The sequence below is a fragment of the Streptomyces sp. NPDC001770 genome, assembly GCF_053596135.1.
Genome location: NZ_JBSFFN010000003.1, coordinates 273,158 through 285,822 on the forward strand (window position 1 = coordinate 273,158; position 12,665 = coordinate 285,822).

Below are 12,665 nucleotides of genomic sequence, written 5' to 3' on the forward strand. Positions count from 1 at the left end.
AACATTCGGCACACTTGCTTCCAGGTCGGCCGACGGAGCGGTCGGCCGTGCCGCCCGGCGGAAGGAGACCGGAATGGGCAACGGCCCCGTCGTGCGCCGTCGCAAACTCGGGGAAGAGCTGCGGAGTCTGCGCCACTCTTCTGGACTCACCAGCCAACAGGCGGCATCGCTGCTCGGCTGGCACCAGTCGAAGGTGAGCAGGATCGAGACGGGCGCGAGCGGCGTGTCCCCGGCCGATGTCGGCCGCCTGCTCGACGCGTACGCCGTCGTCGATCCCGAACTGCGTACCCTGCTCTCGGCGCTGGCCGGGTCGGCGGACGGCCGCGACACGGGCTGGTGGCACGCGTACCGGGGCATCATCCCGCCGCAGTACCGCGACTTCATCGCCCTGGAGGCGCAGGCCGAGACCGCGAGGACGCTGGAGACCTCGGTGGTCCCCGGGTTGCTCCAGACCGCCGACTACGCGCGGTCGGTCACCGAGTCCGCGCTGGACGGCATACCTGGGGGTCATCTGGACGCCTTGGTCGAGGTGCGGCTCGCCCGGCAGTCGGTGCTGCGGTGCGAGGCCCCGCTGCGGCTCACCGCCGTTCTCGACGAGGCGGTGCTGCGGCGCGAGGTGGGCGGGCGGCGCGTGATGCGCGACCAGCTCGACCATCTCGCGCACATGTCGGAACTCCCGCACGTGGACATCCAGTTGGTCCCGTTCAGCGTCGGAGGGTACGTCGGACTGACCGGCCCGTTCGTCATCTTCTCTTTTCCGACGACTTCGGCCCTGGATGTGGTCGTTCTCGACCACTTGACGCGTAGTCACTATCTGGAGCGGAAAGAGGATCTGGAGGCGTACGGTTCCGCTTTCCGCACCATGCGGGAACGCGCGCTCTCGCCCGAGCGGTCCAGGGATCTCATCACGGCGATCGGCCGCGAAAGGCGGCCGTGACGAGAACCCCGGGCCCGCCGGACCGCCGGACGGGCCCGGAAGCGTCCACCGATCCGAAGGAGCACCATGCCCGACCGCCCGGCACCGCCCGCCTCCCCGTGGCGCCGCAGCAGCCGCAGTACCGGTATGAACAACTGTGTGGAGACGGCGGCGCATGGGCCGGCCCTGCTCTCCGTACGCGACTCCAAGGACGTGGACCGGGCCCATCTGTCCTTCTCCGCGCCTGCCTGGAGGGCGTTCGTGTGCGGCCTCCAGGAACCCGGTGCGGGCGGGATCCCGGGCTGAGCTCACCGGTGACCGGGAGCCCGGAGCGAGCGCGCGGGCCCGGGGGCGTACCGGCTGCGGTGACCTGGGCGGGCCTCCGCTCTCCGGTCAGGCGTTGCCCCTCGGAGCCGTACGGACGATCGCGTCCAGGGCGGTGTCGACCCGGTCGTCCGTCAGGTCGGCCCTGGCGGTGAGCCGCAGGCGCGAGACGCCGTCCGGGACCGACGGCGGGCGGAAGCACCCCACCGCGATGCCGGCCTCCCGGCAGTCCGCCGCCCAGCGGACCGCCGACTCGGGAGAGGGTGCCCGCACGGAGACCACCGCGGCGTCCGGGCGGGCCGCGCTCAGCCCCGCCGCGGTCAGCCGTTCGTACATCCGGGTGGCGACCTCGCGCGCCCGGGCGGCGCGGTCCGGCTCCCTCCGGAGTACCGCGAGGCTCGCGAGCGCGGCGCCGGCGGAGGCGGGTGCGAGCCCCGTGTCGAAGATGAACGTGCGCGCCGTGTTGACGAGATGACGGATCACCGGTGCGGGTCCGAGGATCGCGCCTCCCTGGCTGCCCAGGGACTTGGAGAGGGTGAGCGTGGCCACCAGCCCCTCGTCCCCCGCCAGCCCGCAGGCGGCCGGGGCGCCGCGGCCGCCCGCTCCGAGCACCCCGAGACCGTGCGCGTCGTCGACGACCAGCCCGGCGCCCGCGCTCCGGCAGACGGCGGCGAGGTCGGTGAGCGGGGCGGCGTCGCCGTCGACGGAGAAGACCGAGTCGGAGACCACGAGGGCCGGCCCGGAGTGGGACTCCAGGGCCTTGCGGACCGCCTCGGCGTCGGCGTGCGCCACCACCTCGGTCCTCGCGCGTGCCAATCGGCAACCGTCCACGATCGAGGCATGGTTGGCCGCGTCCGACACGATGAGGCCGTCGGCCCGGGAGAGGGCGGTGAGCGCGGCGAGGTTCGCCGCGTAGCCGGAGGAGAACACCAGGGCGGCCTCGAAGCCGCAGAAGTCGGCGAGTTCGCGTTCGAGTTCCGCGTGGAGGGCGGTGGAGCCGGTGACCAGGCGTGAACCCGTGGCGCCCGCACCCCACTTCCGCGCCGCTCCGGCCGCCGCCCCGGTCACCTCGGGGTGCCGGGTGAGCCCGAGGTAGTCGTTGCTCGCGAGGTCCAGTACGTCGGTTTCGGCAGGTCGCGGGCGCAGCGTGCGGACGAGTCCGGCGGCGGCGCGGCGGCCGGACTCCTCCTCGGTCCAGTCGAACGGGGCGAAGGCCATCGAGGGGTCCCTTTTGTAGGCAGCTCACAGAGGGTAGCCGGGGGCGCAGCCGGTCAGGGTGTGGCACTACACACACATGCTCCCTCTCTCTCCTGTCGGGTTCCTCCTTGGCCGATGGCCGTGGTGTGCGTCAGGATCGACGCCATGGACCTGTTGAGCACGCTGGTGGACAAGGGGTTGCGGCGCGAACTGCCGACCCGTGAAGAGGCGCTCGCCGTACTGGCGACCTCCGACGAGGAACTGCTCGACGTGGTGGCCGCCGCGGGCAGAGTGCGCCGTCAGTGGTTCGGGCGCCGGGTGAAACTCAACTACCTGGTCAACCTCAAGTCGGGCCTGTGCCCGGAGGACTGCTCGTACTGCTCGCAGCGGCTCGGCTCCGAGGCGGGCATCCTCAAGTACTCCTGGCTGAAGCCCGACGAGGCGTCCCGGGCTGCGGCTGCCGGAGTGGCCGGGGGCGCCAAGCGGGTCTGCCTGGTGGCGAGCGGCCGGGGCCCGACCGACCGGGACGTGGAGCGGGTCTCCCGGACCATCGAGGCGATCAAGGACGAGAACGAGGGCGTCGAGGTGTGCGCCTGTCTCGGCCTCCTCTCCGACGGACAGGCCGAGAAGCTGCGTTCGGCGGGTGCGGACGCGTACAACCACAACCTCAACACCTCCGAGGCCACCTACGGCGACATCACCACCACCCACACCTATGCCGACCGGGTGGAGACCGTGCGGCACGCCCAGGGGGCGGGCCTTTCCGCCTGCTCCGGGCTGATCGCGGGCATGGGCGAGAGCGACGAGGACCTGATCGACGTGGTCTTCGCCCTCCGCCGGCTCGACCCTGATTCCGTGCCGGTGAACTTCCTGATCCCGTTCGAGGGCACGCCGCTCGCCAAGGAGTGGAACCTGACGCCCCAGCGGTGTCTGCGGATTCTCGCGATGGTGCGGTTCGTCTGCCCCGACGTGGAGGTGCGGCTCGCCGGTGGCCGTGAGGTGCACCTGCGGTCGATGCAGCCGCTCGCGCTGCATCTGGTCAACTCGATCTTCCTGGGTGACTATCTGACCAGTGAGGGGCAGGCGGGCCAGGCGGATCTCGACATGATCGCCGACGCGGGGTTCGAGGTGGAGGGCGCTGACACCACGACGCTGCCCGGCCACCGGGCCACGGCCGGCGTGGGCTGCGGGGGACACGCGGACTCCGACGGCTGCGGCGGCGGAGCGGCTGCGGGCGGCGGTTGCGCCCCGTGCGGCGGGCCGGCCGCGACCGGGGAGGCGCCCTCGGACGCCCCCGCGGAGGCGTCGGGTACACGTTCCGTCTCCGCCGCCGCGGCGCGTACGGACCTGGTGGCCGTGCGCCGGCGGGGTGCGGGGACGGATCTCGCCCCCAATGCCTGAGGCGTACGTCACGGGGCCGGCCCGCTCCTCCGGGCCGGTCCCCGGCGGCCGGTCCGCTTCCGCCGCCGTCCCGTCCCCGGTGCGGGCGTCGCTGCCCGCCCCCGCCCTGACGCCCGGCCGGCTGCGGTCGCTCGACCGGGCCCACGTCTGGCATCCGTACGGGCCCATGCCCGGCCGGCAGGAGCCGTTGATCGTGGAGTCGGCTTCCGGTGTCCGGCTGCGGCTGGCTGAACCGGTCGACGGGCAGCGGGAGCTGGTGGACGGAATGTCCTCCTGGTGGTCGGCGGTGCACGGCTACAGCCACCCGGTCCTCAACGAGGCGGCGCGGGGACAACTGGAGCGGATGAGCCATGTGATGTTCGGCGGTCTCACCCATGAACCCGCCGTCCGGCTGGCCGCCCGGCTGGTGGAGATCACCCCGGCCCCCCTCCAGCACGTCTTCCTCGCCGACTCGGGCTCGGTCTCCGTCGAAGTGGCGGTGAAGATGTGCCTCCAGTACTGGCGTTCGGCGGGCCGGCCCGCCAAGCAGCGGCTTCTGACCTGGCGCGGCGGTTATCACGGGGACACCTGGCAGCCGATGTCGGTGTGCGATCCCGAGGGCGGGATGCACGAGCTCTGGTCGGGTGTGCTCCCCCGGCAGATCTTCGCGGACGCCCCGCCGGACGGCTTCGACGCGGAGGTGGACGTGGACTACGCGCAGCATCTGCGCGAGCTGATCGCCCGCCACGCCCATGAGCTGGCCGCGGTGATCGTGGAGCCCGTCGTCCAGGGGGCCGGGGGGATGCGGTTCCACTCCCCCGGCTATCTGCGCGTGCTCAGAGAGGCTTGCGACGCGCACGACGTGCTGCTCGTCCTCGACGAGATCGCGACCGGATTCGGCCGCACGGGCCGGCTGTTCGCCGCGGAGCACGCCGGGATCTCCCCGGACGTGATGTGCGTCGGCAAGGCGCTGACCGGTGGCTACCTCACGATGGCGGCGACCCTCTGCACGACCGGGGTGGCCGAGGGCATTTCGCGCGGCGAGGTTCCCGTACTGGCGCACGGCCCGACCTTCATGGGCAACCCGCTCGCCGCGGCGGTCGCCTGCGCCTCCGTGGACCTGCTGCTCGGCCAGGACTGGCAGGGCGAGGTCGCCCGGATCGGCGCGGGGCTGCGGACCGGTCTGGCCGGGGCCGCCGGGCTGCCGGGGGTCGCGGACGTGCGGGTGCTGGGCGCGATCGGTGTCGTACAGCTCGATCACGAGGTGGACATGGAGGCCGCGACCCGCGCGGCGGTGCGTGAGGGCGTATGGCTGCGGCCGTTCCGGGACCTCGTGTACACGATGCCGCCGTACGTGACGGACGACGAGGACGTGGCGCGGATCTGCCGCGCCGTGTGCGCTGCGGCGCGGGAAGGGTGACCATGACCATTCTGGTGGTGTCCGGTACGGGCACCGAGATCGGCAAGACGATCGTGACTGCGGCCGTGGCGGCGGTTTCGGCCGGCCGTGTCGCGGTGCTCAAACCCGCGCAGACGGGGGTCGCCCCGGGGGAGCACGGTGACGCGGCCGAGGTGGCGAGGCTGGCCGGTGGCGAGGTGACGGTGGTCGAACTGGCCCGCTATCCCGAGCCGTTGGCTCCCGCGACCGCCGCCCGCCGCTGCGGAATCGCCCCCGTACGCCCGCACGAAATCGCCGACGCCGCGCAGAAGCTCGCGACGGAGCACGATCTGGTTCTGGTCGAGGGGGCGGGCGGGCTGCTCGTACGGTACGACGACGCGGGGGCCACGCTGGCGGACGCGGCCCGGCTGCTGGAAGCACCGGTGCTGCTGGTGGCGGCGGCCGGGCTCGGCACGCTCAACTCCACCGCGCTGACGGCGGAGGCACTGCGGGCCCGGGGCCTCACCTGCCCGGGTGTGGTGATCGGCAGCATGCCCACCGAACCGGATCTGGCCACCCGGTGCAACGTGGAGGACCTCCCGGTCGCGGCGGGCGCCCCGCTCCTGGGTGTGCTGCCGGCCGGCGCGGGTTCCCTGCCTCCCGCCGACTTCCGTGCCCGGGCGGCGAGTTGGCTCGCGCCGGAGCTGGGCGGGGTGCGCGGGGCGAGGTGAGTCCGGGCCCGGTGCGCGGGGGCCGCCCGGTGGGGGTGTCCGGTGGGGGCGCCCGGTGGGGCGCCCGGCAGGGTGTTCGGTGGAGGCGGGGCGGCTGCGGCCACCGGCCGCCCCGGAGGCCCGGCATGGCGGCTCACCCGCACCACTCGTGCAGCTCCTCGGCGATGTCGCGTACCCCGGCCTTGCCCTCCTTCACCAGCCGGGCCAGGTCGCGCACGCGGTCGGGGGACGTCTGGACGCGGAGCCCGGAGGCGACCAGGTAGCCGTAGGCCACGGCCGAGGCGAACATCGCGTTGGAATGCTCCAACGCCGGTACATGCAGAAGAAGTTGGAGTAGGGATGCCGCCCGGGCGTGGGGGCTGGCGTAGACCGGGCTGCCGAAGATCTCCGCCTCGTGCCGGCTGACGGCGGCGACGAGGGCGCCCCAGTCGGCGACGTGCGGATCGCCCGGCGTCCGGTGCTCGGCCACCATGAGCAGCCAGGAGAGGTCGATGCGCAGGCTCTCGGGGCCGGGTGGCGGTGATTCGGGTGACTCGTCGTGTTCCATGCAGAAAGACCGTCTCGGGAAGGGGGAGGCGCTCGGTCCGCGCGCGGGGAACCCGTCGGTTCCGGAGCCAGTATTCCTCAGCCCCGGGCACGGAGCGAACCCCCCGCAAGTGGTTGCCTCTGGCCGCCTCTCCGGCTTCCCCTCCGTCCGCGAACTCGGGTCAGGACGGCCGGCGCAACCCCGCGACGAGAAGGGCGACCAGCCGGCGCGCGTCGTAGCGGGGGTCACTGTCGGAGCCGATGCAGAGGTTCCCGATGCCGCGCATGAGGTGGTACGCGTCGAGGTCGGCGCGAATCTCTCCGGATGCGACTGCGGCGTCGAGGAGTTCGGTGCAGACCGGCAGGAGTCGCTCCAGGAAGTAGCCGTGCAGTGACTCGTGACCGGCCCTGTCCCCCTGCATCGCGGCTGCCAGGCCGTGCTTGGTGACCAGGAAGTCCACGAAGAGGTCGACCCACAGCCCCAGGGCCGCGCGGGGCGTCGGGCCGGCCGCCAGCAGCTCCGGCCCGGCTTCGGCGCAGGCGTCGACCTGGTGACGGTAGACGGCGATGACCAGGTCTGCCCGGGTGGGGAAGTGGCGGTAGACCGTACCCACCCCGACACCGGCCCTGGCCGCGATGTCCCGTACCGGCGCGTCCACGCCCGCCTCGACGAAGGCCGCCGCCGCCGCGTCCAGCAGGGCCTGCTGGTTGCGCCGGACATCCTTGCGCTTGGATCCGGTCACGGTCCCCGTGTCCCGACTGCCGTCGCCCACCGCGACACTCCTTCCGCGACCGCCCGCGAATCGGAACGGCGTTCCATGTCATCGCGGAGCGAGGTTCCGTTTTGCCCATGATGGCAGACCGGAATGTGGCCGACCAGGCCGCCCTCGCGCTGTCGCCTGTCGCCTCCTGCCCGCCTCCCGCTCGGGCGTCTTGGGCCTCTTCGAACGCCTTCGAACGCCTTCGGACGGAGCGCACGCAACGATCGGCGCCCGATGCGGTGCCACATCGGCGAGGAACACCCGTCACGTCTCCGGCCTCGGCCCGCGGCGCCGGTGCCCGGCGGCCAGATGCCACCGACATCGACATCGGCAACCAGGGGAAGTGGCTCCGGGCGGCCTCCCCACGGGAAGCGGCATACAGCAGCCGGTGCTCGGCATCGGCCGTCCGAAGGAGGACACCCATCATCGGCCCGGGTACGACACCGGGCCGACCACCGCCGACTGCAGCGCCTGGCGCCCCGCACGGGCGGGCAGGAGCCGACGGCGCGCGGATCTCGCCCGGGGCAGGGGACGGCGCCGCAGGAGCGAAGGGCGGACTGGGCGGACTGGGCGGACTGGAGGCTACGGGTCGCACCCGGTGCGCGACATGCTCAGCGCGCGACGTGCTCGGTGCCGAACTCCTCGGCGAAGACCGACTCGTACCGCTGCATGAAGTCGGCGGCTGCTTCGACGAAGGCACGGCCCGCGTCCTGCGTGTCGGATTCCGTGCGCTCGTCCAGGGAACGGGTCATCGTCGCCCTCCTCCGCCGGGCGGCCTCGGCTGCGACGGCGGCCTGGTTCGCTCGGACGTTCAGCTGCGTTCTGGGCATCTACTCAAGCTAGCGTCGCCCGGACCGCCCGGGCAAGGGGACCGGTCGGGCGCCCGCCCCGGGGCCGGGCCCGAGGGCGGAGCGTTGAAATCCGCTCGACTCCCGCTGCTCCCGGTGGTGGGATGCGGGCGTGAGCGATCTTCCGATGAGCGACCTTTCGATACGCACCGCCGACCCCGACGATCTGGACGAGATCCTCGCCTTCTGGAAGGAGGCGGCCGAGGGGACGAGCATCAGCGACGACCGGGACGGGATCGAGCGACTCGTGGCGCGGGACCCCGAGTGCCTCGTCCTGGCGGAACGGGACGGCCGGCTCGTGGGGACGGTGATCGCCGGGTTCGACGGATGGCGGTGCCACCTCTACCGGCTCGCCGTCCACCCGGACCAGCGTCGACGCGGGGTGGCCACCGCCCTGCTGTCAGCCGCGGAGGAGCGGTTCGTACGCCTCGGCGGGCGGCGCGGGGACGCGATGGTCCTCGACGCCAACGAGCGCGCCCACCACGCCTGGCGCGCGGCGGGGTATGAGCGCGAGTCCCGTTGGAGCCGGTGGGTGAAGCAGCTGTCCCGCTGACGGTCCGGCCCTGGCCCGCCGCGCGCCCCCGCCCACGGCCGATCCGGGGACAGGGCAGCACGGGCAGGCAGCGCGGGCGGGCAGGCAGGGGGCGGGGGATGCAGGCGCGTCGGCGAGCGCGCGGGGTCGGGGCGGATGCAGGCGCATCGGCGGGCCGGGCCGATCACTTTGCCGATCCTTTACGATGTATCTCTGTCCGACGGGCACATTGACCAGTACGGAGACCGGCGCAGAGCCCCATACCAGCGCCGGTATTTCCGTACGGTGATCAGTACGCCGATCGGTACATCCTGCCCCTGCCGAGAAAGGTGTGAGCGTCCGCCCATGGGCGAGCCTCCCAGTAGCCGAACCCGCCGGATTCGCGGACATCGCGCGATCCTCCACCCACTGCCCGATCATGGGACGGAGGTGAACCGATGACCGAAGTGCTTCTGCTGCTCGTGGCCGTGCTGCTCTCGATCGCATGCGGCGCCTTCGTCGCCGCCGAGTTCTCCCTGACCACCGTGGAGCGCGGCGACCTCGAACGAGCCGTCGAGCGGGGCGAGCGAGGCGCGGCCGGCGCTCTCAAGGCCGTCCGCAGCCTCACCTTCCAGCTCTCCGGGGCGCAGCTCGGCATCACCGTCACCAACCTGGTGGTCGGCATGCTCTCCGAGTCGTCCATCGCCAAACTCATCCGGGGGCCGCTGGTCGCCATCGGGCTCTCCCCCAGCCTGTCGCGCTCGGTGGCACTGGTCATCGGTACCGCGCTGTCCACGGTGGTCCTGATGGTGGTGGGTGAGCTCGTCCCGAAGAACTGGGCGATCTCCTCGCCACTGAAGGTCGCCAAGGCCGTCGCCACGCCGCAACGGGTCTTCACCGCCGTCTTCCGCCCCTTCATCAGCCATCTGAACAACACCGCCAACCGCATCCTGCGCCGCTTCGGCCTGGAACCGGCCGAGGAGCTGGCCTCCGCCCGGAGCCCGCAGGAACTGGCGGCCCTGGCACGACACTCCGCGAAGGAGGGGGCGCTGGAGGCGGACACCGCCGAACTGTTCGTCCGCACCCTCAGCCTGGCCGAGCTCACCGCGGAGAACGTCATGACGCCCCGGGTCCAGGTCACCGCGCTGGACATGCAGGCGACCGCCGAGGACGTCGCGAACGCGACCCGGGCGACCGGGCTGTCCCGTTTCCCCGTCTACCGCGGCAGCCTGGACAGCGTGGTGGGCGTCGCGCACATCAAGGACGTCCTCGCGGTGCCGGCGGACCAGCGGCCCCGCAAGAGCGTCTCCGACCTGCTGCGGGAGCCCCTTCTCGTACCCGAGACCCTCAGCGTCGACAAGCTGCTCGACCGGCTCTCCGGCCGCAAGCTCGCCATGGCTGTCGTGATCGACGAGTACGGCGGCACGGCCGGTGTGGTGACCCTGGAGGACATCGTCGAGGAGGTCGTCGGCGAGGTGCGCGACGAACACGACCCGCACGAGACACCCGATCTGGCGCCCGCCGGGGAGGACGCCGACGGGCGCACCCTCTGGTCGGCCGACGGCGCCGCGCGTACCGACCAGCTCCGCACCATCGGTCTGCGCGCTCCGGACGGCCCGTACGAAACCCTCGCCGGGCTCGTCGCCAACGAGGTCGGGCGCATCCCCCGGGAAGGGGACAGCGTGGAACTGGCCGGGTGGCGGATCGACGTGGTGGACGCCTCCGGGCGCCGCGCGGCACGCGCCCTGCTGCACGCACCGCTCCCCGGTGAGGACCCCCTGACGGAGGATGCCCGATGACCGTTCTCCAGCTCTTCATCGGCCTGCTGACGCTGGTCGTGAACGCGTTCTTCGTGGGGGCGGAGTTCGCGCTCATCTCGGTGCGCCGGAGCCAGATCGAACCGGCGGCCGAAGCAGGCGACCGGAAGGCCCGCAGCGTGCTGTGGGGCCTGGAGCACGTCTCGGCGCTGCTGGCGGCGGCCCAGCTCGGCATCACCCTCTGCACCCTGGTGCTGGGCATCGTCGCCGAACCGGCCATCGCCCACCTGCTGGAGCCCGTGTTCGACGCGGTCGGGGTACCGCACGGCCTGGTGCATCCGCTGTCGTTCGTCATCGCGCTGACCGTGGCGACCTACCTCCACATGCTGCTCGGCGAGATGGTCCCCAAGAACGTCGCGCTGGCCGACCCGGCAAAGGGAGCGCTGCTGCTCGGGCCGCCGCTGGTGGCGCTGGCCAGGGGGCTGCGCCCGGTGATCTTCGCGATCAACGCCTTCGCCAACCTGTTGCTGAAGCTGCTGCGGGTGGAGACGCGGAGCGAGGTCTCCGCGACCTTCTCGGACGACCAGCTGGCGTTGCTGGTGAGGGACTCCGGGGACGCGGGGCTGGTGGACGACCGGTCGGCCGAGCGGCTGCGGCACGCCCTGGAGCTGGGCAGCCGTCCCGTGCGGGACGTGGCCATGCCGATCGCACAGATGGTCTGCACGCGGGTGGGCACGACGCCCGAGGAGCTGGAGCGGCTCTCGGCCGAATCCGGATACTCGCGCTTCCCCGTGATGAACGGCGAGCAGCGGATACTCGGCTACCTCCACGTCAAGGACGCCCTCGACGCCACCCCGCGCGACGTGCCGTTCCCGGTCTCGGCGATGCGTCCCATCGCCCGGGTGCGGGCGGCCGCCCCGCTCGACGACGTACTGACCGCGCTGCGGCGCAGCCGTACGCACCTGGCGGCGGTGCTGGACGAGGACGATCGGCTGGTCGGCACGGTCACGATGGAGGACGTGCTGCGGGAGCTCGTCGGACGGCCGCGGTCCGGCTGACGGGAGGCGTCGGACGCGTCGGCGGAAGCGCGGCGGGGGCTGCGGGACTGCGGCCGTGGGACCGGCGGAAGGCGCCCGAGCCGCGTGGAGGCGGCGGGGCGGCGGGAACGGCGGGGGCTGCGGACGCGGGGGCCGTCGAGTCCGGAGGCTGCGGAGGCCGGGGCTGTCGCGGCGATGGGGACAGCGGGGAGAGCCGGGGAGAGCCGCTCTGTCCGGCCCGTCTCCGCGATACGATCTCGGCGCCATGAATATGAATGCCTCGTACACCAGTTTCGTCGCGATCGGTGACTCGTTCACCGAGGGCATGTCGGACCTTCTGCCGGACGGCACTTACCGGGGCTGGGCCGATGTCCTCGCCTCCCGGCTGGCGGCTCGCTCCCCCGGGTTCCGGTACGCGAACCTGGCCGTCCGGGGCAAGCTCATCGGCCAGATCGTCGACGAGCAGGTGGACCCGGCCGCCGCACTGCAGGCGGACGTGGTGACCCTCGTCGGCGGCCTCAACGACACCCTCCGCCCCAAGTGCGACATGGGCATGGTGCGGGGACGCCTCGAAGAGGCGGTGGAGCGCCTCGCACCGTCGTGCAAGACGCTCGTGCTGATGCGGAGCCCGGGACGGAACGGTCCGGTGATGGACCGCTTCCGCCCGCGCATGGAGGAGTTGTTCGCGCTGGTGGACGATCTGGCCCGCCGGCACGGCGCGGTGGTCGCCGACCTGTACGGGGCTCCGTCGCTGGGCGACCCCCGGCTGTGGGACATCGACCGGCTCCACCTGACCGCCGAGGGGCACCGGAGGGTCGCCGAGGCGGTCTGGCAGACGCTGGGGCTGCCCGCCGAGAGTGACTGGCGGACCCCCATGGACGCGGCGGTGCCCGTTCGCTGGGGCACCCGCCGGATCGAGGACGTCCGATTCGCCAAACAGCATCTGGCCCCGTGGATCGGGCGCCGGCTCACCGGCCGGTCCTCGGGCGACGGCCGCCACGGCGCCCAGCTCGACGCGGCCTCGGGGCAGGCCTTCTGGATCACCCCGGCGAATCCCGCCGATCCGGGTCCGGTGACCTCCTGGCTCCGGGACGACGAACCGAGGGACGCATAGGCATGATCTCGCGTGGGCCGGCCCCGGGACCCGGCGCGGGGCCGCGGCTCCGGCCCCGCGTGGCACCGTCCGGAGGACGGGCACCCACCCGCGCTCACGGACACGGATGGTGACCCCGGTCTCGTAGCAAGCCACAAAGCGGTCCCGGGCGCTGGCCTGCACAAACCGCCAGTACAATCTCTTTAC

Annotated in this window: 13 protein-coding genes; 9 read left to right on the top strand and 4 right to left on the bottom strand. The window is 72.7% G+C overall.

Annotated features, from left to right (window positions below):
* Positions 1 to 73: 73 nt before the first annotated feature.
* Entirely contained in the window at positions 74 to 937 is an 864-nt protein-coding gene (locus ACWCSV_RS04885) for a helix-turn-helix domain-containing protein (protein ID WP_451138548.1), read from the top strand.
* A gap of 66 nt (positions 938 to 1,003) precedes the next feature.
* Positions 1,004 to 1,222 carry a DUF397 domain-containing protein gene (locus ACWCSV_RS04890; protein ID WP_451138550.1) on the top strand — a complete coding sequence of 73 codons (219 nt, stop codon included), beginning with the start codon at positions 1,004 to 1,006 and terminating at the stop codon, positions 1,220 to 1,222.
* An 87-nt stretch (positions 1,223 to 1,309) separates the two neighbouring features.
* Here the strand turns inward: ACWCSV_RS04890 and ACWCSV_RS04895 are convergent, their stop codons facing one another.
* Complete coding sequence (locus ACWCSV_RS04895; RefSeq protein WP_451138552.1) at positions 1,310 to 2,458, bottom strand: 8-amino-7-oxononanoate synthase; 1,149 nt, start codon at positions 2,456 to 2,458, stop codon at positions 1,310 to 1,312.
* A 144-nt stretch (positions 2,459 to 2,602) separates the two neighbouring features.
* Here ACWCSV_RS04895 and bioB point away from each other — a divergent pair, with 144 nt between their 5' ends.
* The 3 genes from bioB to bioD all read left to right on the top strand — a co-directional run bounded on the left by bioB (position 2,603) and on the right by bioD (position 5,926).
* On the top strand, positions 2,603 to 3,838 hold the full coding sequence (gene bioB, locus ACWCSV_RS04900) for a biotin synthase BioB (RefSeq protein WP_451138554.1): 1,236 nt from the start codon (positions 2,603 to 2,605) through the stop codon (positions 3,836 to 3,838).
* Between the two features lie 91 nt (positions 3,839 to 3,929).
* Positions 3,930 to 5,237: an adenosylmethionine--8-amino-7-oxononanoate transaminase gene (locus ACWCSV_RS04905; protein ID WP_451138661.1), complete on the top strand. Its 1,308-nt coding sequence runs from the start codon at positions 3,930 to 3,932 to the stop codon at positions 5,235 to 5,237.
* A 2-nt stretch (positions 5,238 to 5,239) separates the two neighbouring features.
* Complete coding sequence (bioD, locus tag ACWCSV_RS04910) at positions 5,240 to 5,926, top strand: dethiobiotin synthase (protein ID WP_451138556.1); 687 nt, start codon at positions 5,240 to 5,242, stop codon at positions 5,924 to 5,926.
* A 133-nt stretch (positions 5,927 to 6,059) separates the two neighbouring features.
* On the opposite strand, the gene ACWCSV_RS04915 is transcribed toward bioD, so the two are convergent.
* The 3 genes from ACWCSV_RS04915 to ACWCSV_RS04925 form a co-directional block, all read right to left on the bottom strand.
* Positions 6,060 to 6,473, bottom strand: coding sequence for a fic family toxin-antitoxin system, toxin component (locus ACWCSV_RS04915; RefSeq protein ID WP_451138558.1), 414 nt, complete (start codon positions 6,471 to 6,473; stop codon positions 6,060 to 6,062).
* A gap of 160 nt (positions 6,474 to 6,633) precedes the next feature.
* Positions 6,634 to 7,224 (bottom strand): TetR/AcrR family transcriptional regulator, encoded by a 591-nt coding sequence (locus ACWCSV_RS04920; protein ID WP_451138560.1) that lies wholly within the window; start codon positions 7,222 to 7,224, stop codon positions 6,634 to 6,636.
* A gap of 599 nt (positions 7,225 to 7,823) precedes the next feature.
* Positions 7,824 to 8,042 carry an antitoxin gene (locus ACWCSV_RS04925; protein WP_451138562.1) on the bottom strand — a complete coding sequence of 73 codons (219 nt, stop codon included), beginning with the start codon at positions 8,040 to 8,042 and terminating at the stop codon, positions 7,824 to 7,826.
* A 145-nt stretch (positions 8,043 to 8,187) separates the two neighbouring features.
* On the opposite strand from ACWCSV_RS04925, the gene ACWCSV_RS04930 reads away from it, so the two are divergent.
* The 4 genes from ACWCSV_RS04930 to ACWCSV_RS04945 all read left to right on the top strand — a co-directional run bounded on the left by ACWCSV_RS04930 (position 8,188) and on the right by ACWCSV_RS04945 (position 12,479).
* Positions 8,188 to 8,613, top strand: a complete 426-nt coding sequence (locus ACWCSV_RS04930; protein WP_451138663.1) for a GNAT family N-acetyltransferase — start codon at positions 8,188 to 8,190, stop codon at positions 8,611 to 8,613.
* A gap of 416 nt (positions 8,614 to 9,029) precedes the next feature.
* Entirely contained in the window at positions 9,030 to 10,370 is a 1,341-nt protein-coding gene (locus tag ACWCSV_RS04935) for a hemolysin family protein (RefSeq protein WP_451138564.1), read from the top strand.
* Positions 10,367 to 11,386, top strand: coding sequence for a hemolysin family protein (locus ACWCSV_RS04940; protein ID WP_451138566.1), 1,020 nt, complete (start codon positions 10,367 to 10,369; stop codon positions 11,384 to 11,386). The genes ACWCSV_RS04935 and ACWCSV_RS04940 overlap by 4 nt, the downstream gene beginning before the upstream one ends.
* A 244-nt stretch (positions 11,387 to 11,630) precedes the next feature.
* A complete protein-coding gene (locus ACWCSV_RS04945) occupies positions 11,631 to 12,479 on the top strand; it encodes an SGNH/GDSL hydrolase family protein (RefSeq protein ID WP_451138568.1) in 849 nt (282 codons plus the stop codon).
* Positions 12,480 to 12,665: the final 186 nt, after the last annotated feature.